At 59.8% G+C, this 23,338-nt stretch carries 19 protein-coding genes; 7 read left to right on the top strand and 12 right to left on the bottom strand.

All coding sequences use genetic code 11. The features are described 5' to 3' along the window. Positions 1-804: 804 nt before the first annotated feature. From DWQ09_15900 to DWQ09_15925, 6 genes are all read right to left on the bottom strand, one after another. A complete protein-coding gene (locus DWQ09_15900; protein ID KAA3626511.1) occupies positions 805-1,665 on the bottom strand; it encodes an ABC transporter permease in 861 nt (286 codons plus the stop codon). 127 nt (positions 1,666-1,792) lie between these two features. After that, positions 1,793-2,650 (bottom strand): ABC transporter permease, encoded by an 858-nt coding sequence (locus DWQ09_15905; protein ID KAA3626512.1) that lies wholly within the window; start codon positions 2,648-2,650, stop codon positions 1,793-1,795. Then, positions 2,647-3,747: an ABC transporter ATP-binding protein gene (locus tag DWQ09_15910; GenBank protein KAA3626513.1), complete on the bottom strand. Its 1,101-nt coding sequence runs from the start codon at positions 3,745-3,747 to the stop codon at positions 2,647-2,649. The genes DWQ09_15905 and DWQ09_15910 overlap by 4 nt, the downstream gene beginning before the upstream one ends. Positions 3,748-3,944: 197 nt before the next feature. Then, positions 3,945-5,015, bottom strand: coding sequence for an extracellular solute-binding protein (locus tag DWQ09_15915; protein ID KAA3626514.1), 1,071 nt, complete (start codon positions 5,013-5,015; stop codon positions 3,945-3,947). Between the two features lie 361 nt (positions 5,016-5,376). Next, a complete protein-coding gene (mpl, locus tag DWQ09_15920) occupies positions 5,377-6,747 on the bottom strand; it encodes a UDP-N-acetylmuramate:L-alanyl-gamma-D-glutamyl-meso-diaminopimelate ligase (GenBank protein ID KAA3626515.1) in 1,371 nt (456 codons plus the stop codon). Next, a complete protein-coding gene (locus DWQ09_15925; GenBank protein ID KAA3626516.1) occupies positions 6,747-7,265 on the bottom strand; it encodes a hypothetical protein in 519 nt (172 codons plus the stop codon). The genes mpl and DWQ09_15925 overlap by 1 nt, the downstream gene beginning before the upstream one ends. 97 nt (positions 7,266-7,362) lie before the next feature. Between DWQ09_15925 and rnd the strand changes: the two genes are divergently transcribed. Together rnd and DWQ09_15935 are read left to right on the top strand one after the other, a co-directional pair. Beyond that, positions 7,363-8,517 carry a ribonuclease D gene (gene rnd, locus DWQ09_15930; protein KAA3626517.1) on the top strand — a complete coding sequence of 385 codons (1,155 nt, stop codon included), beginning with the start codon at positions 7,363-7,365 and terminating at the stop codon, positions 8,515-8,517. Between the two features lie 23 nt (positions 8,518-8,540). Continuing rightward, positions 8,541-9,725, top strand: a complete 1,185-nt coding sequence (locus DWQ09_15935) for a phosphatidylserine/phosphatidylglycerophosphate/cardiolipin synthase family protein (protein ID KAA3626518.1) — start codon at positions 8,541-8,543, stop codon at positions 9,723-9,725. A gap of 20 nt (positions 9,726-9,745) precedes the next feature. Here the strand turns inward: DWQ09_15935 and DWQ09_15940 are convergent, their stop codons facing one another. Next, a complete protein-coding gene (locus DWQ09_15940; GenBank protein KAA3626519.1) occupies positions 9,746-11,131 on the bottom strand; it encodes an adenylate kinase in 1,386 nt (461 codons plus the stop codon). 436 nt (positions 11,132-11,567) lie between these two features. Between DWQ09_15940 and DWQ09_15945 the strand changes: the two genes are divergently transcribed. Beyond that, a complete protein-coding gene (locus DWQ09_15945) occupies positions 11,568-12,824 on the top strand; it encodes a 6-phosphofructokinase (protein ID KAA3626582.1) in 1,257 nt (418 codons plus the stop codon). A gap of 72 nt (positions 12,825-12,896) precedes the next feature. Here the strand turns inward: DWQ09_15945 and DWQ09_15950 are convergent, their stop codons facing one another. Together DWQ09_15950 and DWQ09_15955 are read right to left on the bottom strand one after the other, a co-directional pair. After that, positions 12,897-13,196 carry a hypothetical protein gene (locus DWQ09_15950; GenBank protein ID KAA3626520.1) on the bottom strand — a complete coding sequence of 100 codons (300 nt, stop codon included), beginning with the start codon at positions 13,194-13,196 and terminating at the stop codon, positions 12,897-12,899. 134 nt (positions 13,197-13,330) lie between these two features. Next, entirely contained in the window at positions 13,331-15,325 is a 1,995-nt protein-coding gene (locus DWQ09_15955) for a sodium-translocating pyrophosphatase (protein ID KAA3626521.1), read from the bottom strand. Positions 15,326-15,689: 364 nt separating this feature from the next. Between DWQ09_15955 and DWQ09_15960 the strand changes: the two genes are divergently transcribed. From DWQ09_15960 to moaC, 3 genes are read left to right on the top strand one after another with little or no spacing between them, the layout of a single operon-like run. Further along, positions 15,690-16,238 carry an inorganic diphosphatase gene (locus tag DWQ09_15960; protein ID KAA3626522.1) on the top strand — a complete coding sequence of 183 codons (549 nt, stop codon included), beginning with the start codon at positions 15,690-15,692 and terminating at the stop codon, positions 16,236-16,238. Positions 16,239-16,248: 10 nt separating this feature from the next. Then, positions 16,249-16,761: a YfcE family phosphodiesterase gene (locus tag DWQ09_15965; GenBank protein ID KAA3626523.1), complete on the top strand. Its 513-nt coding sequence runs from the start codon at positions 16,249-16,251 to the stop codon at positions 16,759-16,761. Between the two features lie 28 nt (positions 16,762-16,789). After that, positions 16,790-17,275: a cyclic pyranopterin monophosphate synthase MoaC gene (gene moaC, locus DWQ09_15970; protein ID KAA3626524.1), complete on the top strand. Its 486-nt coding sequence runs from the start codon at positions 16,790-16,792 to the stop codon at positions 17,273-17,275. A gap of 366 nt (positions 17,276-17,641) precedes the next feature. On the opposite strand, the gene DWQ09_15975 is transcribed toward moaC, so the two are convergent. The 3 genes from DWQ09_15975 to DWQ09_15985 form a co-directional block, all read right to left on the bottom strand. Next, positions 17,642-18,406 carry a hypothetical protein gene (locus DWQ09_15975; GenBank protein ID KAA3626525.1) on the bottom strand — a complete coding sequence of 255 codons (765 nt, stop codon included), beginning with the start codon at positions 18,404-18,406 and terminating at the stop codon, positions 17,642-17,644. A 63-nt stretch (positions 18,407-18,469) separates the two neighbouring features. Continuing rightward, positions 18,470-21,070, bottom strand: a complete 2,601-nt coding sequence (locus tag DWQ09_15980) for a serine/threonine protein kinase (GenBank protein ID KAA3626526.1) — start codon at positions 21,068-21,070, stop codon at positions 18,470-18,472. 173 nt (positions 21,071-21,243) lie between these two features. Beyond that, positions 21,244-22,899 carry an adenylate/guanylate cyclase domain-containing protein gene (locus DWQ09_15985; GenBank protein KAA3626527.1) on the bottom strand — a complete coding sequence of 552 codons (1,656 nt, stop codon included), beginning with the start codon at positions 22,897-22,899 and terminating at the stop codon, positions 21,244-21,246. Between the two features lie 97 nt (positions 22,900-22,996). Between DWQ09_15985 and tusE the strand changes: the two genes are divergently transcribed. Next, the gene (tusE, locus tag DWQ09_15990; GenBank protein KAA3626528.1) at positions 22,997-23,335 is read left to right on the top strand and encodes a TusE/DsrC/DsvC family sulfur relay protein; all 339 of its coding nucleotides are present in this window, start codon (positions 22,997-22,999) and stop codon (positions 23,333-23,335) included. Positions 23,336-23,338: the final 3 nt, after the last annotated feature.

The raw sequence follows: 23,338 nt of genomic DNA on the forward strand, positions 1-23,338 counted from the left end.
AGCGATGGACGCATCCGGTACAAAACTGGAATCTCACATTGTCACAGCTGGCGATTCACTTCCAGGGACGCCTAGACGACCATATGGCACTGTGAAGACTGGCTGACACAGAGTTTTGAACACCCTCGAGGACGCACTTATCGCGCTGTCCAATTTTCGGGGTCCATTTCTCTCATCCATTTCAATATAGAACTGACACGCGAGTTTGATATCAATTGGGATATCTTTTGGGACACTGTAGTAATCGACTAAATATCCGCTATCAAACCTACCCAGGAATGCACTTCCCTGAGTAATTCTCTTCGAATAAACCAGCTTGTCATCATGTTTACACTCAATGCTCCCAGATATATTAATCCTCTTGTTGTTCCAATAGAGTTCGGCTTCGAAATTATGAAAAACAACTTCTACACCGTATTTTCCATTATAGGAATTCGCAAAACTCAAAACTGTATTGCTTCCTTTTCCTTTAGATACCACTAACTCAGTTTCAACTAATGGGTAATAGTAATCGTCAGGCAAATAGAACAATTTCACAATTAACTGAATGAACCCTGGCGAACTGGAACGTAGGATTTGCTTATTTAAAAAAACAACGCTTAGAACCACTAACAAGGGCATCACAACAAAAAGTGTAAAGAGTACCTTTGGCAACAAGTTACGCACAATTCGCCCAGTAGAAACCCTAGAATTCACGAGAAACATGGGCTACCTCAAGGCCCATCCTATAAACCACTACCAAGCAACGCTGCGTGCCCGGGGCAGATTAAACAACCCCAACAGGCCCGCCTTCGGCGGCTCACACTAAACATCATCCTTACCCCCTTGAACCAGAATGCTGAACAAGGCCAGCGTCCCGGAGGCTGCCATCAGCAACAGTGAGACGGCATTCAGGGCCGGTGTGGAGCCTTCGCGCAGGCGATCGAACATGGTGATGGTCAGCGGCGCGTCGGAGCCCACCAGCATCAGCGTGGTATTGAAATTCTCGAACGACATGAGAAACGCCACGATCCCCGCGCCCAACAGCGCCGGGCTGAGGTACGGAATGGTAATGGTGAAGACCGCGGTCAACTTGCTGGCGCCGAGATTCATCGCCGCCTCCTCCAGGCTGGCGTCGAACTTGCGCAGTCGGGCAGAGATAACGAGCGTGGCGATGGTGGTGATGAAGGCGAACTGACCGGCTACCACCAGCGCCAGCCCCGGCCGCAGCGTCTCCATCTCGTAGCCGAACAACTCCTCGATCCCGTTCACCAGCGAGTTGGAGAAGATCAGAATCGAGATACCCAGTATCACGCCGGGGATGACCAGCGGTGTCAGCATCAGCATATACAGCAGGTTTCTGAACGGAAACTGTTCGCGCTCAAAGAGAAACGCGTTGCAGGTACCTACCAGCAGTGACAGCAGCGTCACCCAAACGGCAACCCACGCCGATGTGCTGATACTCTTCAACAGCGGATCATCGTAAAAAATACCCAGCCGGGGCTGCTCGCGCCCGATGAACCAGTCCAGCGTGAATCCGTTCCAGGGCAGTGACGGGAACAGCGAATCGTTGAAGGCGAACACCGCAACTACCAGCAACGGTGCTATGAGATAGACAAAGAACAGCGTCACGTAGACCTTATAGGTGACGCGATACGCCCGTGGCTGCGGAAGCGAGGGGATCATCCCAGGGACCGCAGTTGACCGCTTGGCAGTCGCTGTAACGTCCATTGCCCACAACGCGCCGTGCCTCCGATACCGCTCGCCGCACGAAGGCGCACGCTACGCGCCCGTTCAACTGCGGCTCCTAGGATCATTTCAACGCCTCGCTCAAGGTCTGACGGGAAAGTTTGAGCCCGCCGAAGACGATCACCGACGAGAGCAGCAGCAACAGAAAACCGAACGCCGCGCCCAACTCCCAGTTAAACCGCGTGATGAACTGCGTATAGATCTGCTCGGTGAACCACAGGCTGTCTTTTCCGCCCAGCAGATTGGGGGTGAGATAGTTGCCGAGCGTCAGCATGAAGACCACGATGCTGCCGGAGACGATACCCGGCATGGCGTGCGGAATCACGATCTCACGCAGCGTGGAAAATCCATTGCCGCCGAGATCGTAGCTGGCTTCGATGAGGCTGTCGTCGAGGCTGTCCAGCGTCGTCACCAGCGGCACGACCATGAACAACAACGAGGTGTAGATGAGACCGGTCATGATCGCCGCGTCGTTGTAGAGCATCTCGACCGGTTTATCGAGAATACCGGCCCATACCAGTATCTTGCTGACCACGCCGGTTTCACGCAACAGGATCATCCAGCCGTAGGTGCGCACCAGTTCGCTGACCCAGAAGGGAATCAAACACATCAGGAAGAGCAGCCGTTTGCTGCGACCGCGCAGCACCTTGGCGATGTAGTAGGCGATGGGGAATGCGATCAGCAGTGTCAGTACCGTGGCGGTGATCGACATCGTCGCGGTACGCACAAAGGTGTTCCAGTACAGCGGTTCGCTGAAGAACTCCTGGTAGTTGACGAAGCTGAACACGTACTCGCGCGGCGCCACCCGGTCGCGCAGCGAGATGGTGAGCATGTCGATGTGGGGAATCACCACCAGCAACGCCAGCCACAGCCCCAGCGGAGCCAGCAGCAGAAAAAAGCCGATGCGGTAGTGCGACTTCATTCGGCGGCGTCCGCGCTGAAACAGCGCGTGTGGCGCCGGTCCCAGTTCGCGAAGAGCGTGTCGTCACGCTTGATAGTGAGAAAGTCCCCGGTTCCGGGGAGCGCGGCGACCAGGGTGTGCCCGGTGCCCTGTTCGCGCAGCAGCACCTGCGTGTTGGCGCCGTTGAAGAGGATGTCCTGGACGGTGCATTGCAGCTGGTTGGCCACATCCTGGCGCGCTTCACGGCTCAAGCCAATGGCCTCGGGCCGCACGAATATCTCCACTTCGTTGCGGCTCGCGATGCCGTTGGTGGTATGCGCCTGAAGTGCGACGCCGCCGGCGATTTCAACCGTCAGGTTCCCCCCCTCACTCGCACTCACCTTTCCCCGCCAGCGATTGGCCTCGCCGACGAAGCTGGCGACAAAGGCCGTCGCGGGCTCGAAGTAGAGTTCCTGCGGCGTGCCGATCTGTTCGAACCGACCATGGTTCATGACCGCAATCTGGTCCGACATGACCAGCGCTTCGGATTGATCGTGGGTGATGTAGACGAAGGTGGTGCCGATCTGCTTCTGCAACTGTTTGAGTTCGACCTTCATGTGCTCGCGCAGCTTGAGGTCGAGTGCTCCCAGCGGTTCGTCCAGCAGCAGCACGGTGGGTTCCAGTACCAGCGCCCGGGCGATGGCGACACGCTGCTTCTGCCCGCCCGACAGTTGGTTGATGCGCTTGCCGCCCGCCTCCGGCAGGCTCACGCGCTCCAGCGCCTGCGCCACCTTGGTGCCGATCTCGCCACGCGCCACACCGCGGCGCTTGAGGCCGTAGGCGACGTTGTCCGCCACCGTCATCATCGGAAACAGGGCCAGATGCTGAAAGACCATGTTGACCGGCCGGTGATTGGGTGGCACCCCGCGCATCGACTCGCCCTGGATGTAGATCTCACCGTGTTCCGGCTCATCGAAACCGGCGAGCATCCTGAGCAGCGTGGTCTTGCCGCAGCCGGACGGCCCGAGGATGGAGAAGAAGCTGCCGCTCTCGATCGCCAGTGAAACCTGATCCACCGCCACGAAAGCGCCAAAGCGCCGGGTCACCTCCCGGCATTCGAGAACATAGGTGTCAGGCATAAACGATTGGCGCCCCTGCAACGCCCATGAGCCTATCCCCCGGCCATGGCATAAAAACTGAAGGAGCCACCGAAGGCACTGAAGTCACCGAATCACCCCTTCGGCGCTTTCGGTGCCTTCAGTGGTTCCTGGTTTTTTCTTGGTTCACAAAGCGATACCGCCGACCGCGCTTGACAGGCGATATCACCAACCCCACCTCAGCCCGATTTGGCCGCGTTGACGCGATCGAGGGTCTTGCCCTCCAGCTCTTCCAGACCCGCGGGTACGGTGGGATACCATTTGATGTTGTCGATGGCCGCCGGCGGGAAGCTCTCCTTGAACTGCTTCTTCAAGGTCTCTTCGACGAATTCATCCGCGCCTTTTGCCGCGGTGAAGTTGCCGGCCGACGCCGTGATACGCGCGGCGATCTGCGGGCGCATCACAAAATTGATCCACTTGTACGCGGCATCTTCAGCCTTGGTCTTGCGCGGCAGCGCGAAGGTGTCGATCCAGCCGAGGGCTCCGGATTTCGGGGCGACGAAGGTGATATTGGCGTTCTCCTTGTTGAGCTTCCACCCGCCGGTGTCCCACGCCATGGCCGCGACCACCTCGCCGGAGCGCAGCAGGTTGAGGAGCGCATCGCCGCCGGTCCAGTAGACCCGCACATTGCTCTTGCAGTCGACCAGCTTGGCTTCCACCTTGTCCAGGATCTTCTGATAGGCGCCCTTGTCCTGATACGCGGCAAAGGGATCCATACCCATGGCGAAGGCAAATCCGATCAGCGTCGGGCGTTTCAGTCGATACGAAACCTTGCCCGCCAGCGCTGGATTGCAGAGGTCGGTGTAATCGCCGACATTGCCTGCCTTGGAACGATCGAGCACCAGGCCGCTGGTGCCCCAGATATGCGGCACACCGTAGACCTGGCCCTTGAAGGTCGTGTTCTTACGCGTGGCATCCATCATCGAGGGAATGAATTGCGCCGCGTCGATCTTCGACAGGTCCATGGGTTTGTAGATGTCGTAGTCGGTCTGCGCGCCGACGATGCGATCCTGACTGGGCTGTGCCAGATCGAAGCCGGAGCCTCCGGTGGCACGCAGTTTGGAGATCATGTCTTCATTGTTGGATTTGGTGACACTGACTGTAATGCCGGTCTCCTTGGTGAAATCGGCGATCACATCATCCGGGGCATAACCGCCCCAGGTAAGCAGGCGCAGGGTTTCTGCATTGGCAGATCCCAGCGACAGCGTCAGTATCGCAACACCAGCCAGTAGAGTTTTGGAACGATGCATTGGGGGTATCCTCCTTGTTGGACAGCGTCTCAGGTCCCGTACCACAAGACCCGCATGGTGCCAGTATGGCCTATGAATTTGATGGTGCGATGACACGGTTGGGTTAAACAACGGGCCGCCGTTTCGCCGGTGCGGTACGGGGGTGATTTTGATCTCTTGTCGGTGCGACAGCTTATCGTTGTTGTCAGACACGGAATCCGCCTGAAGTGTCATTAAAGCCCGCAACCCAACGGTCAGCGCCCGAGCAGTCTGCGGATCGTCACACCCTGGATCCGACGCGAGGGCTGGGTTCGGGCGGCCTTAGCCAAGACTAGCACAAGGTCCGCAAGCTCTCCTGGGCTCCGCTGATATTCCTGCGGGGCTACTGCGCCGCGGTCAATGCGGCAAGCATTTTCCCGTGGATGCCGCCGAAAGCGCCGTTGCTCATGATCATGACCTGATCACCGGGTCTGGCCGCGACTGTGATGGCCGCCACGATTGCCTCCACGTTGCCGAACACCGCAGCCTGCGTTCCGATGCGGCGTGCCACCTCGTCCAAATCCCACTTCAGACCTTCCGGTTGGAGCAGCAGCACCCGATCCGCGATGCCCAGTGAATCCGCGAGTGTTTCACGGTGCACCCCCATGCGCATGGTGTTGGAGCGCGGTTCGAGCACCGCGAATATCCGTGCCCTGCCGACCCGCGCGCGCAGTGCAGCCAAAGTGGCAGCGATCGCGGTGGGATGGTGCGCAAAATCGTCGTAGACCGTCACACCCCCCACCTCCCCGCGCAACTCCATGCGGCGTTTGGCGTTGCGAAAGCCGCTCAATGCCTCCACACCCACTGTCGCCGGCACGCCTGCATGACGGGCCGCAGCGAGCGCGGCCAGGCCGTTGGCGAGATTGTGCTGCCCGGCCAGATCCCACGCGACCTGACCCACAGCGCGGCCCTCACACACGACTTCGAAACGACTCGCATCGGCGGCCAACGACCGCGCCTGCCAGACGGCCCCTCCGCCCTCGCAAACCTGAAAATTCTCCACCGGCGTCCAGCAGCCCTGCTCCAGGACGACCTGCAAGGCGGTATCGGCAACCGGTGCCACTATCAGGCCGTTGCCGGGAACGGTGCGCACCAGGTGATGGAACTGGCGTTGAATGGCCGCGAGATCGGGAAAGATATCGGCGTGATCGAACTCGAGGTTGTTGAGGACCGCTGTGCGCGGCCGGTAGTGGACGAACTTCGAGCGTTTATCGAAAAAGGCGGTGTCGTATTCGTCGGCCTCGACCACGAAAAAAGGCGTCGCGCCCAAGCGGGCCGAGAGGCCGAAATTCTCCGGTACGCCGCCGATCAGAAACCCTGGTTGCAGTTGGGCGTATTCGAGGATCCAGGCCACCATGCTGGCGGTGGTCGTTTTACCGTGAGTTCCCGCCACACCGATGACCCAGCGTTCGCGCAACAGATTGTCTGCCAGCCACTGCGGCCCCGAGGTGTAGGGAATACCGCGCGCCAGGACATGTTCGACGGCTGGATTACCGCGCGTCAGTGCATTGCCGATCACCACACAATCGGGCGCCGTACGCAGCGGCTCTGTATCGTAACCCTCGTGCAGCGCGATACCCGCGGTCGCAAGCTGGGTGCTCATGGGTGGATAGACCGCTGCGTCCTGCCCGGTCACCGTATGGCCCAGTTCGCGTGCCAATAACGCCACGCCGCCCATGAAGGTTCCGCAGATCCCCAGAATATGGAGGTGCATCAGCCGGACTCGGGGAAAAGCAGATCGAGGAGTGTCATCTGCGCAACCAGATAACCCACCGCAACCGATGCCCCCAAGGCATACGAGCCCTGCAGAGCGTGTCGCATCACATGGCCCATCACCGCCAGACTCCAGACCAGCAGAACGAACCAGATCATGGCTGCTGCCGGATCGACACCACCTGCCGCAGAGCTCAAATAGAGCCAGCGCACCACGGGAAGAGCAATTATCGAGAGCACAATGCCCGTACCCAACAGCGCGGTCAGGGTCTGGGTAAAGCGCGCCTGGTGCCGCCGCCAGCTCAGCGTGCCCCAAGTGATACCCGCGAGCAACGCCAGATCGACCAAGACCTTCGCCGCGCTCCGCCACTCCAATCCGTTGTCGAGCGAGAGCACCGCCACGCCCAGGACCAGATAGATCACGAGCACCGCGCGTAACAGCCACACGGAAACCGGAACATCCTGTGGCCCGCGGCGAAACAGGCAGATATCGAAGAACAGTCGTATGAGTTGTGTCACAGCTCGGCGATTCCAGGGCTACGCTTCATGCACCGTATCACTGATGGCACTGACCGGGGATAATACACGGCATCGGATAACGGCATCGAATCAAAAAATGAATCCTGAGTTTATCAATACCACCGAGCGGTTGGAGGTCTTCTGCGCGCGCTTGCGCGACGCAAAGTGGATCGCAATGGACACCGAGTTCCTGCGCGAAAAGACCTATTTCGCCGAACTCTGCCTGATCCAGATCGCCACCCACGATGTCGTCGCCTGCATCGATACACTGGCGATCAAGGATCTCTCGCCGCTGACGGCGCTGCTTTACGATCCCAACTGCCTCAAGGTTCTGCATGCTGCGCGCCAGGATCTGGAACTCTTCTACGACAGCAGCGGATCGGTGCCCACACCCATTTTTGACACCCAGGTCGCCGCCACGCTCGCTGGCCTTGGCGAACAGATCGGCTACGCTGCGCTGGTTGAAAAGCTGCTCGGTGTGCAATTGGCTAAAACTCACACGCGCACCGACTGGAGTCGCCGCCCGCTCAGCGTAGAGCAGCTTCGCTACGCGGCGGACGATGTCACCTACCTGGTATCCGCTTACGAAAAACTGCACGCGCAGCTCGCCGGCCTGGGTCGACTGGGCTGGCTCACGGAGGATTTCGCAACGCTCACCGATCCGGCAACCTATGCCAATCCGCCCGCGACCATGTGGCGCCGTGTCAAGGGTGCCGGCAAACTCAAGGGCGTACAGCTCAAGGTGCTGCAGGATCTGACCGCCTGGCGCGAAGAACAGGCACGCCAGCGCAACCGCCCACGCCGCTGGATTCTGCGCGATGAATTGCTGCTCGATCTGGCCCGCCAACGCCCCGCTGACCGCGCCGCGCTGAGTCAGGTGCGCGGCCTGGAGCAGGGAACCATCGATCGGGACGGCGCCAGCCTGCTCACGATCATCGGCCAGGCTCTCAACACCCCACGCGAGAGTTGGCCGCATCTCCCGCGCGCCAAACCGCTCGATGAGGCTCAAGGGGCCGTCGTCGATTCGCTGATGGCGCTGTTGCGTCTGTGCGCTGCAACGGCTGGAGTCAGCGCCGGTTCGCTGGCATCGCGCAACGATCTGGAGGAGTTGGTGCGGGGCTCGGATGAGATATCCCTGCTGCACGGCTGGCGCGCCGAGCTGGCCGGACGAACGCTGCGCGACTGGCTCACGGGTCGGTCCAATTTGTGCGTCGAGGCCGGACGCCTGGTTTTAACCCCCCGAACCGACTGACTCTCTCCTGCCAACACCGCCCGATGGTCTCCCCTTCATTACAGCGTGGATTCCCGTGGCGCGATGGGAACCACTTCGAACTCTACACCGCGAGCGAGGATTTCCTTGCTGCGATGCTGGAGGCAATCGCAGCGGCACGCGACGAGGTGCTGCTCGAGATGTACCTGTTCGAAACGGGCGCCGTAGCCGATCACTTCATCGAGCAACTGTGTGCAGCCGCTCAACGGGGGGTCACCGTACGTGTCTTGCTCGATGCCTTCGGCGCCCGCAACCTCAGCGCTCACGATCGCTACCGGCTGCGCGCCGGCAACGTCGCCCTTACCTTGTACAACCCCCTTGCCTACCACAAATGGCGCCACAACCTGCGGCGTGACCACCGAAAACTGCTGCTGGTTGATCGGCGAATAGGGTTTACCGGTGGTACCGCCATCAGCGATACCGTGCTCCCGCAGAAGTCACGGCACTCTGGCTGGCGCGAAACCATGGTAGCCATGCACGGACCCGTGCTCGACGACTGGGCACACCTGTTCGCCTCCACATGGCAGCGTTGCTGCGCGCTGCCCCCCAGCCTCCCCCAGCGTATCGCTGCGGTGGATGGCAACATGGCGGGACGACTCGTGACAGCGAGTGGCGCACACAAACCCGAGATACTGCGTTCGTTCGTGGGCCGCATCAAATCGGCCAAACACCGGGTCTGGATGAGCACAGCCTACTTCATCCCCACCAATCGCTTACGCCGCAGCCTCTGCTCAGCAGCTCGACGCGGCATTGAGGTTCGCCTGCTGCTGCCCGGCCGGCTCATCGACCATCCGGGTGTTCGATACGCTGGTCGACGCTACTTCGGACGCCTGCTGCGCGCGGGTGTGCGTATTTTCGAGTATCGCCCCCAGTTCCTGCACTCCAAGGTACTGCTTTGCGACGAATGGGTTTCTATAGGCTCCAGCAATCTGGATCGCTGGAATCAGCTGTGGAATCTCGATGCCAATCAGGAAATCGATGATGTCCGTTTTGCTGCCGTCGTCGAGCGTATGTTCCGCGACGATTTCGAGCACGCCCGCGAGATAAGTGCGGCGCGCTGGCGGCAACGCCCTTGGTGGAAACGACTGCAGGAACGGATCTGGGGTACTGTGGATAGCTGGCTATTTCGTATTACCGGACAAGGATTGGCGAAGCGAAAAAAAAGTGGGCGCCAGAGGCGCCCACCTTAGGTCATTGCCAGGGCTGACGCCTAACGCCGCCTGGCAGCGGCCTTTCTCTTCGGCGCAGCCTTCTTCCTGGCAGCGGCCTTTTTCTTCGGCGCAGCCTTCTTCTTGGCGGCTACCTTCTTCCTGGCAGCGGCCTTTTTCTTCGGCGCAGCCTTCTTCTTGGCGGCTACCTTCTTCCTGGCAGCGGCCTTTTTCTTCGGCGCAGCCTTCTTCTTGGCGGCTGCCTTCTTCCTGGCAGTGGCCTTTTTCTTCGGCGCAGCCTTCTTCTTGGCGGCTGCCTTCTTCCTGGCAGCGGCCTTTTTCTTCGGCGCAGCCTTCTTCTTGGCGGCGGCCTTCTTCTTGGCAGCGGCCTTTTTCTTCGGCGCAGCCTTCTTCTTGGCGGCGGCCTTCTTCTTGGCAGCGGCCTTTTTCTTCGGCGCAGCCTTCTTCTTGGTGGCTACCTTCTTCTTGGCAGCGGCCTTTTTCTTCGGCGCAGCCTTCTTCTTGGCAGCGGCCTTCTTTTTCGGTGCGGCCTTTTTAGCGGCTGTTCTCTTCTTTGCAGTCGCCTTTTTAGGTGCGGGTTTCTTTTTGGCTGGAGCCTTAGCCTCAGCCGCCGGTTCAGTGGTAGTTGTCTCGTCAGTCACTTTCTTCTTGGCCTCCGCTTGCTTTGGTTTCGCCTTCTGGGTAACCGCCTTTGCTGGCACCGGCCTGCTGCTGGCTGGCACCTTTCTGGCAGTTGGTATCATGGGCGCAGTTGCCGGTTTGGCCACTGCTGGCTTACTAGCTGCACCTTCTAACACTTTGAGGATGGAGGAAAATATCTGCTTGATATCGCCGACCCCTTCGACAGTGCTCAGTTTGCCCTGGCCGCGGTAGTACTCGACCACAGGCGATGTTTGATTCTCATACACTCTCAATCGATTGCCGATAGTCTCTTCGTTGTCATCAGCGCGATGATGAAGTTCACCGCCGCAACGATCGCACTGGCCCTCGATCTTGGGCGGGGTGGTATAGACGTTGTACATCTGGCCACACGACATGCAGGTACGGCGGCCTGTGAGGCGTTGCATCAGAACATCGAAATCGACATCGATCAGCAGTGACACATCAATCGGTTGATTCAGCTCGTCGAGCATCTGATTGAGCGCGGCCGCCTGGGCGAGGTTGCGCGGGAATCCGTCGAGGATGAAACCTTTCTTGGCGTCGGGTTGCGAAAGCCGCTCACGAATCATGCCGAGCACGATCTCGTCAGAGACCAACTGACCGGCCTCCATTGCAGCTTTGGCCTGTAGTCCTAGAGGTGTGCGATCGGCAACCGCTGCGCGCAGCAGGTCACCGGTGGAGATTTGTGGTATCGCGAATTTATCGACGAGTTGCTTGGCTTGTGTGCCCTTACCCGATCCGGGTGCCCCCAGAAGTACTATTCTCATGGTTATGCTTACCCCGCATTTTTGTTGATGTACCCCCCGTGAAATCCGCGCCGGGAACTGCAAACTTCGATGTATGCTTACGCGAACTTCCTAATTCCCGCCCTATATAGCACAACCTTTTCATTTTAAGAACAGCAGTGCGCGCATTACATAATGATATCTGCTCTCCAATTAGCTATAGAAACATCACTCCCGATTTGGAGACATTGACCTCATCCACCTCGAAGGAGAAACTTCCTTGCGAAAAATTACAGTGAATGCCGGCGTTGGGGGATACGCCCATCCTCACCACAGAAGGGTATGCAGCAGCCCCCCCGCGGCCCGTATCCGGAATTCCCAGGGCACCATGCAAGCGCCGCTTCAGACCGATTCATAGGAACAAGTGACCCAGAGGGTATCAACCATGACGACTCGCAACACCCGCAACACAAAAAAGATGAATGCCTTTTATGCCCAATCGGGCGGCGTCACCGCGGTTATCAACGCATCGGCATGCGGTGTGATCGAGACCGCGCGCCAGCACAAAGACCGCATAGGCAAGGTCTACGCTGGGCGCAACGGCATCATTGGCGCATTGACCGAAGAGCTCATCGACACCAGCAAAGAGTCCAAGCGCGACATTGCCGCACTGCGACATACACCCTCAGGCGCCTTTGGCTCGTGTCGCTACAAACTGAAAGGGTTGGAGGAAAATCGCGCCGAATACGAGCGGTTGATTGAAGTGTTTGCCGCGCACAACATCGGTTACTTCTTCTACAACGGCGGCGGCGACTCGGCGGACACCTGTCTCAAGGTTTCGCAGCTATCCAAAACTCTGGGCTATCCGATTCAGGCAATTCACGTGCCGAAAACGGTCGACAACGACCTGCCGATCACCGATGTCTGCCCGGGATTCGGATCGGTGGCCAAGTACATCGCCATCTCGGTGCTCGAAGCGAGCTTCGATGTCGCCTCCATGGCCAAAACCTCGACCAAGGTTTTCATCATCGAAGTGATGGGGCGCCATGCCGGTTGGATTGCCGCGGCGGGTGGGCTTGCCAGCAGTGCCGATTATGAACTGCCGATCGTGATCCTCTTTCCCGAGGTACCGTTCAACCAGAAGCGATTCCTCGCCACCATCAAAAAGAAGGTGGCCGCACACGGCTACTGTTCGGTCGTGGTTTCCGAGGGGGTGAAAGGGGCGGACGGCAAGTTTCTCTCTGACCAGGGATTGCGCGATGCCTTCGGCCATGCCCAACTCGGCGGCGTGGCACCCGTGGTCGCCGGGATGGTCAGGAACGGCCTGGGCTTGAAGTATCACTGGGCCGTTGCGGATTATCTGCAACGTGCCGCCCGCCATATCGCCTCCAAAACCGATGTCGAGCAGGCTTACGCCGTGGGCAAGGCCGCGGTGGAGCTCGCGCTGGCCGGAAAGAACTCTGTGATGCCCACCGTGGTGCGCACCAGCAACAAGCCCTATCGCTGGAAAGTGGGGGTTGCCCCGCTCGCCAAAGTGGCCAATCGTGAGAAGATGATGCCCAAGAGCTTCATCACCCGGGATGGTTTCGGCATCACCAAGCAGTGCCGCACCTATCTGGAACCCCTCATCCTGGGTGAGGACTACCCCCCCTACAAGAACGGGTTGCCCCAGTATGTGCGTCTGAAAAATGTAGCGGTACCCACCAAGCTCAGCACCACGTACAAACTCAAATAGCCCACCACCAGGTCATTACGCAAAGGGCCGGCAATCCCGGCCCTTTGCCCGCATGAAGGTGCGGAGCGGGTGTTAGCCGGTGCCCTCGTGGCGCAGCTCCGGGCCCAGCTCCTCGAAGCGAAACAGGCGGAATGCCCGCTCGCCGTTGTAGTCGAGTACGCGCAGATCGTCGGATTCGTAAAGATCCTTGGAGGCGACATCGAAGTGCCCGCCGTAGCGCGTGCGCGCCAGATCCAGCGGGATCTCGTGGGCGATGAACTTGGTCATCCCCTTGGCGGCCAGCTTGCTCAGCAACATGGCATCCTCGATAGACTGATGGGAGGTCAGAATTACCAGGGGCCCGCTGCCGGTCATCAGCATGAATACTTTCATGGATGGCTCCTTTGCGATGCGATGGGAAACCTTGCCTCCTTAAAGCATAGACACAGCGGCCCCGCTTTCATCCCTGCACCAAAGAAAAGGGCCGGTGACACCGGCCCTTTCTGTTCAAACAGCGCTTCGATTTCTCAGAGCAACGGTGCGATAACCAATGACACGATGGCCATGACGTTGATGAGAATGTTCATGGCGGGGCCGGAGGTATCCTTGAAGGGATCGCCCACGGTATCGCCCACCACGGCCGCCTTGTGGGCATCGGAACCCTTGCCGCCGAAGTTGCCTTTCTCGATGAATTTCTTGGCGTTGTCCCAGGCACCACCTGCATTGGCCATCATGAGCGCCAACAGCACGCAGGAGAGCAGCGCCCCACCCAGCATACCGCCCAGGCTTTCAGGGCCCATGCCGAAACCGATCACGAAGGGCATGCCCACCGCGATCACGCCGGGCAGGATCATCCGCTTCAAGGCAGCCGTGGTGGCGATATCCACGCAACGTGCGGTATCGGGCTCACCGGTGCCTTCCAGCAGACCGGGGATCTCGCGGAACTGACGACGAATCTCCTTGATCATGTCAAAGGCGGCGTCGCCGACCGCAGTCATGGTGATGGCTGCGATCAGGAACGGAATCAACCCGCCGATAAAGAGCCCAATCAGCACGGTCGGGCTACCCAATTCCAACGCAAAGTCGGGATTGTGCAGCGTTACGGTCTGCCCAAAGGCGGTGATGATGGCCAGTGCGGCCAGGGCTGCCGCGCCAATGGCGAAGCCCTTGCCGATGGCGGCGGTGGTGTTGCCCAACTCGTCCAGCGAATCGGTGATCTTGCGGGTTTCCGCACCCAGACCACCCATCTCGGCAATACCGCCGGCGTTATCGGCTACCGGGCCGTATGCGTCGATGGCCATGGTGATGCCGACAGTAGCCAGCATTCCAACCGCACCGATACCCACACCGTAGAGGCCCACCAACTCAGTGGTAACGAAGATAATGGCGCAGATGGTCAGCAACGGGATCACCACCGACTGCATGCCGATCGCCAGACCAGTGATCATCACGGTCGCAGCACCGGTTTCACCTGCTGCCGCAATCTTCTCCACCGGCTTGCTGGCAGTATAGTACTCGGTCACCAACCCGATGATGATGCCACCGACGGCACCGGCCAGCACCGCGAGCCACACCTTGTAGGTCACTCCGGCGACCAGCACCACCACCAATGCGGCAAGAATGAAGAGGAGGGTGGCACCGATGGTGCCCGAACGCAGCGCCACTTCGGGTGCTTTGTTGCTGAATTTGCGCACGATGCCGATACCCAACACTGAACAGATCAACCCCGTGGAGGCCAGCGCCAGGGGTAAGAACATCAACATGCCGCGATCGCCCAATGCTGCGATCGACGCTGCCGACAGCGTAGCTGCCATGGCAATGGTGGCGATCATGGCGCCACAATAGGACTCGAAAATGTCGGAGCCCATGCCGGCAACGTCACCGACATTGTCGCCGACATTGTCGGCGATGACGCCAGGATTGCGCGGATCATCCTCGGGTATACCCGCCTCGAGTTTACCCACCAGATCGGCACCGACGTCGGCGGACTTGGTGAAGATGCCGCCGCCAACACGTGCAAACAATGCAACCGTTGAGGCGCCCATGCCGAAGCCTTCGATGGTATGCGCCGTTTCCGGGTTTCCACCAAAGAAGAGGTAGAGACCACCGAGACCAATCAACCCCAGCGAGGCCACCGCCAAACCCATGACCGATCCGCCGTAGAAGGCGACGGTCAGCGCTTCGGCCGCGCCGTTGGTGTGCGCCGCCGTCGTGGTACGCACATTGGCTTTGGTCGCGGTAAACATGCCCAGATAACCGGCGGTGCCTGAAGCCAGCGCGCCGACAATAAAGGCCACGGCCGTCTTCCAACCCAGCAGATACCAAAGGATCACTACCAGAACACCGGCGAACATCACCAGCATCTTGTATTGGCGCTTCATGAACACCATGGCGCCGATATGAATCTGTTCGGCGATCTTGGCGACCTTATCCTCACCGGCGGAGTACTTCATGATCGCTTGATATATGAAGTAAGCCACCACCAGGCCGAGAATACCTAGAATGGGTGGTAACGCTGTCATCTCCCCAATGCTCCCTACAGTTGAATGAAAACAGGTGTTCGCAGACGCCAGATGCAGCCTGCAGACACGGCGAATCCTGGGGTGGCAAATGCATTCGGGATTTCCGGGTCAAGACCCGCGGGGTATGCGCCCGATACAGCTCGGGATTGACGCGATGGACAGGCCCTTGGAGAATAGGCGCCCTGCTCCCGCCGGTTACCCCTTTTGAAATCCCAGCGTTTGCCCAGATTGCTTCGTCGGTCGAATCGACGAAAAACCCATGACCCGATTAGAAATTCGGTTGCGGAGTATATACGTAGTGAAGTCGCTTTGACCAGTTAAGATCCCCACCAACCCCCTAAAGAACCCAGCAGGATTAAGGCATATGAACCTGGACAGAGTCAGCCCCGGCAAACAGGCGCCGGATGAGATCAACGTTATCATCGAGATCCCGGCCCACGCCGAGCCGGTCAAGTACGAGGTGGATAAAGAGACAGGAGCGATGTTCGTGGACCGCTTCCTGAAGACCTCGATGCGCTATCCCTGCAATTACGGCTATGTGCCGCGCACCCTGTCCGAAGACGGTGATCCGGTGGACGTGCTGGTCATCACCCCGGCTCCCCTGATCAGCGGATCGGTCATCCGCTGCCGCCCGGTGGGTGTGTTGAAAATGACCGATGAAGCGGGTCCCGACGCCAAAGTGCTGGCACTGCCCGCCCGAGGGCTGCGCGGCCACTACGAGGAGGCCAATTCGATCACCGATGTTCCGAAAGGCGTCCTCGATCTGCTCGGCCACTTCTTTGAACACTACAAGGACCTCGATCCGGACAAATGGGTGAAGATCGATGGTTGGGCGGGTGTCGAAGCGGCCAAAAAAGAGGTGCTCGATAGCATCAAGCGCTACGATAGCGACCCCGACAAGCCCCGTTTCTAAGGAGAGCGCCTTGATTGTCTGTATCCTCTCCGACAGCCACGATCGCATCGATCGCATGCTCGCTGCCGCGCAAAGCGCGCTGGACGAAGGCGCCGAGGCATTCCTCCACTGCGGCGATTTAATCGCGACCGAAACGCTGACGGAGCTCAAACGCCTGGGCAAGCCCATCTATCTCGTGCATGGCAACAACAGCGGCAATCTCGATGAGCTGCGCACCATGGCGACCCGCGCCAACAGCGGTATCCGCTACTACGGCGCCGAAGCCGATTTCGTACTCGCGGGACGCCGCATCTTTCTCTCGCACTATCCGCATCGGGCGCAACGAATGGCGCAGTCGGGCCGCTATGACCTACTCTGTTGTGGGCACAGCCACACCAGCGAGATCTCTGCGGTCGAGCACAAGCAAGGGGCTGCCGTGCTCTTGAATCCCGGCACGGTAGCAGGCATAGGAGCCCCGCCCACTTACGCCGTAGGCGACCTCGAAACCCTGCGGTTCGAGATCCGCGAACTGCCGCGGGAGTGAGCCAACCACCATCGGGGAGTCTTCAACCATGAGCGAGTTGACCCATTTCAATCAGGCCGGTGACGCCCATATGGTGAACGTGGGTGAGAAGAAGGCCACGCATCGCATCGCGGTCGCCGAGGGACGCATACACATGCAGCCTGCGACCCTGGAGAAAATCATCGCGGGCGATCACAAAAAAGGGGATGTCCTGGGCATCGCTCGCATCGCCGGGATCATGGCTGCCAAACGTACTTCGGATCTTATTCCGCTCTGCCACCCGATCATGCTCACGCATCTTTCCATCGACCTTACACCCGACTCCCAGAGCGGCGACATCCACTGCGTGGCACGGGCCGAAACCGCCGAGCGCACTGGTGTGGAGATGGAGGCGTTGATGGCCGTTCAGTTGGCATTGCTGACGGTCTACGACATGTGCAAAGCGGTGGATCGCGGGATGCAGATTCACTCGGTGCAGTTGCTCGAAAAATCCGGCGGCAAGAGCGGCGGCTGGACACGGAAGGAGTCGAACTAGCCGCGCAGTCAGCGGTGCGACAAGCAGCGCAGCGTCCTGCGCTATGAATCGCTTCAAATCATCACGCTCTGAACGAATCCCCCATGGCCTGGCACGGCAGCATCCGGTTGCGGAGCGCTAGCGAAGCTTGCGCCCGGAGCCTATCGGGTAGGGATTGCAGGTAAAGAAACCCCCGGTGGTCAATTGGGGGGGAGGGGGGGAACCACCGGGGGTATGGAGGACGCATACTGATACTACAGTGGTAACGATATCGTTCGCGCTGAAAGATTCCAGTGCCCGAGTTGATCTGCATCAACCAAACGACTAATTCGACGCCACGTCATCCCGAAATGGCTGCGATCGGATTTGGCGATCGTGCGCTGTGCGTCAGTTCAGAAGCGCATAGACCCCGATCGAATAGGCCCGTTTCTTCCCATCACCCAGCAGAGCCGAACGCCGCACCTTGCCGCCTGGCCGCAGATCCGACTGGAGATAGCGGGTGTCGCCGCTGCCCGTATCGAAGGTGACACCGGTCAGGGTGGGGAAGTAGTAGCCAAGCACGTCACCTTGCTCGACGCCGACCGTCACGGGGAAGTTGATGCGATTGAGGCCCGGCTGCTTGGGCGTAAGCGGTTTGCTCTCCCAGATCACCACAAGATCGTTTTCCACCTGCCGCAGTACTTTGACCTTGAAGGGGGCCGGCTTGGCAAAGTACCCGCCAACGCCTGTCAGTGTCCCGTTCTTCGGCACCGCGTGGGCAAGATCGACAATCAACAGCGGTTTTTCCTCGACCTGGGCGCGTTCGACGAGCTCGCCGCCGATATAGTCAAGGAGATCCTCGCGCACCAGAAATTCCTTCAGCTCATCGATCTGCTGCTGCTGGAACTTGCGGATCTGACCCCGCAACTGCGACGACTCGCGAACCCGTGAGCCCTTTTCGGCATCCAGTACGGTGACCACGCGATTGAGTTCCGCGATGTCTTTCTGCAGCAGTCGCTCCTGGGCCTTGAGCTGGGAGATCTGCTGGTTAGCGTTGTTCAACTGCCCCTTCAGGGTCTGGTTCTCGTCGCTCAACTCTTTGACGTTAGCGGGAACCTGGCACCCCACCACGATAAGAGCACATGCTGCTACCACGAAGTATTTACGGATCATGTCTGAATCTCTTTCCGATGGCACGCCTGCCCTGGACCATACCGCGATCCTCGCGGCGGCGCGCTATTTTTCGACGCTGAAGGCATCCGAACTGAGCCGTTCGCCCTCCAACACCAGGTCAAGATTATAACCCCCTTCGGGAAAGCCCTCGACAGGACGCGCTATCTGGAAGAACTTGATTCCATTTGCGCCGGTTACCACCACCCCCACCTGGGCGATCTCCATGCTGCGCGCACCATCGTAGAGGATCGCTTGAATGACCGTCGTCTCCTGTTGGAGATTCTGATAGTCAAAACCGATGTGCAGCGTGCGATCGGCCCTGAAACTCGATGGCTGCGGACCCTCCAGTCCCTGCAATGCGGAGCCGCTCACCCTGAGCCGCGTGACTTTCGGGCGGATGGCCTCGGCCGCGGCTCGAACCGCCGATTCGCGTGCTTCATCGAGACGGCTCTGTAACTCCAACAGTGTGGAACTCTGCGCGAATCGCTCGCGCGCCTCCGCCAGCAACAGCGCCGCATCATCCAATTGGCTGGCACTCATCGCCGTTCGAATACGCTGTGCCAATTCAGCCTCAATGGCACGCAATCCCTGATTGGCTTCGCGATTGCCGGCATCCAGTTTGAGCACGCGACGATAGCTTTCGAAAGCGTTTGCGCCGCCGGGCTGGATCAGTTTACCTGCCGTTTGCAGTGTTCTCGCCTGGTTCAACAGGTCGTGCACCTGCTGCAGGCGGGTGTGCAGGGAGGTGATCTGCGAACCCAGCTCTTTGAGTTTGATCTGGTCGGGATCGACACTCAGACCACGCTTGACCATCGCCATTGCCTTATCGAGCTCCCCTTTATCGAGGTGTGCTTCGGCCAGGGCAGCGTAACGTTCGGCGATGCGCGTAATACCCAAACGCGCCGCAGTATTTCCGGCATCCTCGGTCAGCGCCGCCTGAAAGCTTTCCAACGCGTTGGCGCCGGCGGGTGAAGTCAGCGCATTGTTCGCCAGATGCTGTTCGGCCTGTTGCAGCAGTTCGCTCACCCGTTGTGATTTGTTGAGTTGCTCCCCCAGGCTTACGAAACCGGCCAGACGTCGCGTGTCAGGGTAACTGGCTGTCGCCCACTCCAGGTACTGACGGGTCTTGCCCGTGTCACCGCTGGCGAACGCCGCGCGGGCAGCCTCCAGATGACGTTCCTGCAACGCCGCCAAGCCGTTGGTCGCCCAGGGCTGATCAGGCTGATCGGAGAGCACCAGCAGGTAGAGCTGGGCAAGCTGGGGCGCAACGCTGAGATCACTCGCCACCCGCAACTCCAACTCCTGCGCCTGAGCCTCGATCTTGGAGACGAGCGTTGCGGCCGGATCTGCGGCAGACGTTTCCTGGGGAGTGTTCAACAGCGTGGACTCGGGTGCCGCATCCGTGGTCTCCGCGGTATCGGTTGCAAGCGGCGGCGAAGTCCCACTGACGGTCGGTGCCGATGTGGCGGGCGCTGCGGGGAGTTCCGCTGACTCACCTGCACTCACCGGCGGTGATTTCGCGTCCCTGCCCGGTGCCTGTGCGGTTTCAAACGGGTTTTGCCATCGCCCCAGCCACGGATCGAGATACCCCAAGTAGTAGGCCGCTCCGACCCCGCCGGTGACGATGAGCAACAACCACAACCACAGCCCGGCCCCGCCGCCGGATCTGGTGCTGGTTTGCGTGCGCCGGTAATCGGCCGGGACACGCACTGCATCCTGCGGTGCAGTGGGTGCCGAATCCTGGCTATTGGTCTTGATCGCGACCTTGGGCTTCATTGCCAGCGTCGGCGTGCGCGCCGGCGTATCCCCAGCGCCATTTTCATCCTCGACGCCGTTCTGCCCTTTGCGCGCCAGTAATGCACGCTCGCACGCCGCACTGATGCGATCCAACGCCACCACCATTTCGGCGCCGCTCTGATAACGATGATCGGGGTCTTTGGCCAGCACCTTGTCGATCACCGGCTGAAAGACACGCAGCTTGTTGGGCAACTGCGGCAAGGGATCGGTGATGTGCTTGAGCGCAACCGCCACAGGCGTTTCGGCATGGTAGGGCACGCGGCCGGCAAGCAGCTGAAACATCACGACGCCCAGACTGTAGAGATCCGCCCGATGATCGACCCGGGTGCCGCGTGCCTGCTCCGGGCTCATGTACTGAGGCGTGCCGATCACGGTGCCGGTCTGCGTCATGCTGACATCGACCTCGACGGCGCGGGCAATACCGAAATCCATCAGCACCGCGCGACCATCCTCTTCACGCAGCATGATGTTGTCGGGTTTTACGTCGCGATGGATGTAACCCTTCTTGCTGGCATAATCGAGCGCCAGCGCGACCTCCTTGATGATGCGCAACCGTTCCAGGAGCGAAAGCTGGTCGCGTTTGTGGCGCAGATCCTTACCCTTTACATACTCCATCGACATATAGTGGTGCCCGTCGCGCTCGCCGATGTCGTAGACGGTCACGATATTGGGGTGTACCAGGCGGCTGACGATCTGCGCCTCGCGCAGAAACCGCTCATGAAAATCGGGATCCGCCGAAAGGCTGGACGACATGATTTTCAACGCCACCTCGCGACCGAAACTCTCCTGAATCGCCAGGTAGACGGTCGCCATCCCGCCCTTGCCGAGTTCGCGGATGATCTGGTAGCCGGGTATTTCCATCGCCATAGGTTTTGCAAGCCGTCCGTGAAGCGGCTGAACACTCCGTAACTGTGCGGTACAACATGTGGGGAAAGGCGCATGCCGCCGAACCCCAGGCAGCAGGCTAATCGCTTGAGCGGCCGTTGTTTTTTGCGATGATAATCGGTTCGTTTAGCGGAAACCAGCGCAATGGGGCAGGCTCACGGCCGGCGCAGCGCGACGACGGTGGTTCCCGCAATTACCTGATCGCCAAAACGTACCGGCACCGGTTGGAGGATCTCCACCAAACCACCATCACGCAATACGTAGGTCGTGCACTCCTTGTGCATCGGCACCAGTTCCAATGACCCGTGCCCCACCCGAATCGCGAATTGCCGCCTCCCCACCAGTCCGCGATCCAGCGTGAAATCCTGCTCGCGTGCCTGGCGCGCCTTGCTCCCGGCACACCAGCGTATGTTGGTCTGCCCAGGACGCCTGGGGAAAGCGAAGCCCGGTGCCCGCGGTTGCCGGCCCAACTCGACGGTCTGTCCCCGTCCGACACCCAACTTGAGCGTGGTGTCGCGCAGCAATGCGCCGCAGTACTCTCCCTCCAGAGGCAGGAATTCGAACCCCCCTGCCGGCGTATTGATGATCTGACGTTTGGCAAGCATCACCTTCTCATCCTCGGCCAGCGCCCCTCCCCCGACCGCGATTTCACTGCAGCGCGCATGAAGTTCGACTCCCTCCCTGGTTACGGCGATGCGCAGCAGCGCACGATCCGACTCGGTCGCCCAATCTCCGTCAGGTGTCAGTTCGTAGTGGTAGGCGGCCACCACGTCTGCCAATGGCACCCTGGGGAGAGCCAAACCACCAAACACTATCTCCAGGGTGATCTCTTCGATGCGTTTGACGAGCACCGTCAGCTGCGCGCCATCGCCTGAATCGCCATTGTCGCGCCTGTCGCGAGAAAATTCCGCCAGCGCGAACGTGACTGCGGTCGGTGTGCCGATAATCAACCCGCAACCGGCATCGAGCCAGGCCTGCCGTTCACCAGCGGCAATTCGATAGTCCGCCAAATAGAGCACATCCGGACTCAGCACCGGCAGCGCATCGACCGCTTCGGCCAATCGTGCCGAACCGGGTTCAAAACCCTGAAACAGTATGATCGGATCGGGAGGCAGCTTTGGCGTGGGATGGTCCGGTGTAATACTCACCAGCCGCCCCTGCCCTGCCGCGATGCTCACCCGCTGCGGCAGCCAGACCCGATCTTCGGGCACCAGGCGATAACAGGCGATCTCTCCGGGTACGCCCTTGAGGCGGAATGAGCCCACCGGCTCCCATGGCACTTCGGAGGCGTTCATGCACAAGCGCGTGGCATTGCTGAACCAGACCTCTCCCGCCGGGGTGCGCGCGAGGATACGCGCCGCCAGATTGACAGGATCGCCAAAGGCATCGCCATCGATGATCTCCACATCCCCGGTATTCAGGGCGAGGCGCAGTTCGAGGCTCTCCTGGGTTTGGCGCAGATGGTGAATATCGAGCGCCGCCCGCAAGCCGTCGGTGGCCGAGGGAAAGAGACAGAGAAACGAGTCGCCGATATTCTTGACCACGCGGCCGCCATAGTTTTCGACGATGGGGCGCACACGCTCCTCGTGCTGCTTGAGGATGCGCCGCAGTCCCTCTCGATCGACACCGGCAACACTCTCGGTGTAACCCGCGAGATCGGTAAAGAGGATGGTCTGTGTGGCAGTCGTCACACGGTTTCCCTGTAGATTGGAAGGGTATGCTTTGGGCGATTGCCCGACTGGGCGACACTCTACCGCGCGGATGCCGGATCGTCGAGACGAGCCGTGACGAGCCCCTCCCCTAAAAGGGATAGCCCACCTTCACCGTCAGGCAGGTAGTCTCTTTCCGTGCCGCTGCCTACTTTAGATGGATGCCTGTATTCATTGAAACCACGAGGAGATCGAACCCATGCCCTATGAGTTAAACGGCACCCCCATCGCGTGCGACGCCAACGGTTATCTGACCGATATCAACGACTGGTCAGAAGAGCTGGCTCCGGTCATCGCTGCGACGGAGGAGATCGAACTGACCGACAAGCATATGGATGTGATTCGCTATCTGCGCGACGAGTACATCAACAACGGCCAGAACCAGCCCAACGAGCGCACCATTCTCAAAGCCATGGGCGAAATCTGGGGCGGACGGGTATCGAGCAAGGATCTCTACGATCTCTTTCCCCGCATGCCAAGCAAGCAGGGCGGCAAGATCGCGGGGCTACCCGAGAGCCGTCGCAAAGGCGGTTATTGAAAA

The sequence above is a fragment of the Pseudomonadota bacterium genome (genome assembly GCA_008501635.1).
Classification (GTDB): domain Bacteria; phylum Pseudomonadota; class Gammaproteobacteria; order QQUJ01; family QQUJ01; genus QQUJ01.

Coding starts and splice junctions, on each gene's coding strand:
- DWQ09_15900 (KAA3626511.1), bottom strand. CDS start 1,665: ATGATCCCCTCGCTTCCGCAGCCACGGGCGTATCGCGTCACCTATAAG.
- DWQ09_15945 (KAA3626582.1), top strand. CDS start 11,568: ATGAATGCCTTTTATGCCCAATCGGGCGGCGTCACCGCGGTTATCAAC.
- rnd (KAA3626517.1), top strand. CDS start 7,363: ATGAATCCTGAGTTTATCAATACCACCGAGCGGTTGGAGGTCTTCTGC.
- DWQ09_15910 (KAA3626513.1), bottom strand. CDS start 3,747: ATGCCTGACACCTATGTTCTCGAATGCCGGGAGGTGACCCGGCGCTTT.
- DWQ09_15980 (KAA3626526.1), bottom strand. CDS start 21,070: ATGGCGATGGAAATACCCGGCTACCAGATCATCCGCGAACTCGGCAAG.
- DWQ09_15905 (KAA3626512.1), bottom strand. CDS start 2,650: ATGAAGTCGCACTACCGCATCGGCTTTTTTCTGCTGCTGGCTCCGCTG.
- moaC (KAA3626524.1), top strand. CDS start 16,790: ATGAGCGAGTTGACCCATTTCAATCAGGCCGGTGACGCCCATATGGTG.
- DWQ09_15955 (KAA3626521.1), bottom strand. CDS start 15,325: ATGACAGCGTTACCACCCATTCTAGGTATTCTCGGCCTGGTGGTGGCT.
- DWQ09_15950 (KAA3626520.1), bottom strand. CDS start 13,196: ATGAAAGTATTCATGCTGATGACCGGCAGCGGGCCCCTGGTAATTCTG.
- DWQ09_15935 (KAA3626518.1), top strand. CDS start 8,541: ATGGTCTCCCCTTCATTACAGCGTGGATTCCCGTGGCGCGATGGGAAC.
- DWQ09_15940 (KAA3626519.1), bottom strand. CDS start 11,131: ATGAGAATAGTACTTCTGGGGGCACCCGGATCGGGTAAGGGCACACAA.
- DWQ09_15975 (KAA3626525.1), bottom strand. CDS start 18,406: ATGATCCGTAAATACTTCGTGGTAGCAGCATGTGCTCTTATCGTGGTG.
- mpl (KAA3626515.1), bottom strand. CDS start 6,747: ATGCACCTCCATATTCTGGGGATCTGCGGAACCTTCATGGGCGGCGTG.
- tusE (KAA3626528.1), top strand. CDS start 22,997: ATGCCCTATGAGTTAAACGGCACCCCCATCGCGTGCGACGCCAACGGT.
- DWQ09_15960 (KAA3626522.1), top strand. CDS start 15,690: ATGAACCTGGACAGAGTCAGCCCCGGCAAACAGGCGCCGGATGAGATC.
- DWQ09_15915 (KAA3626514.1), bottom strand. CDS start 5,015: ATGCATCGTTCCAAAACTCTACTGGCTGGTGTTGCGATACTGACGCTG.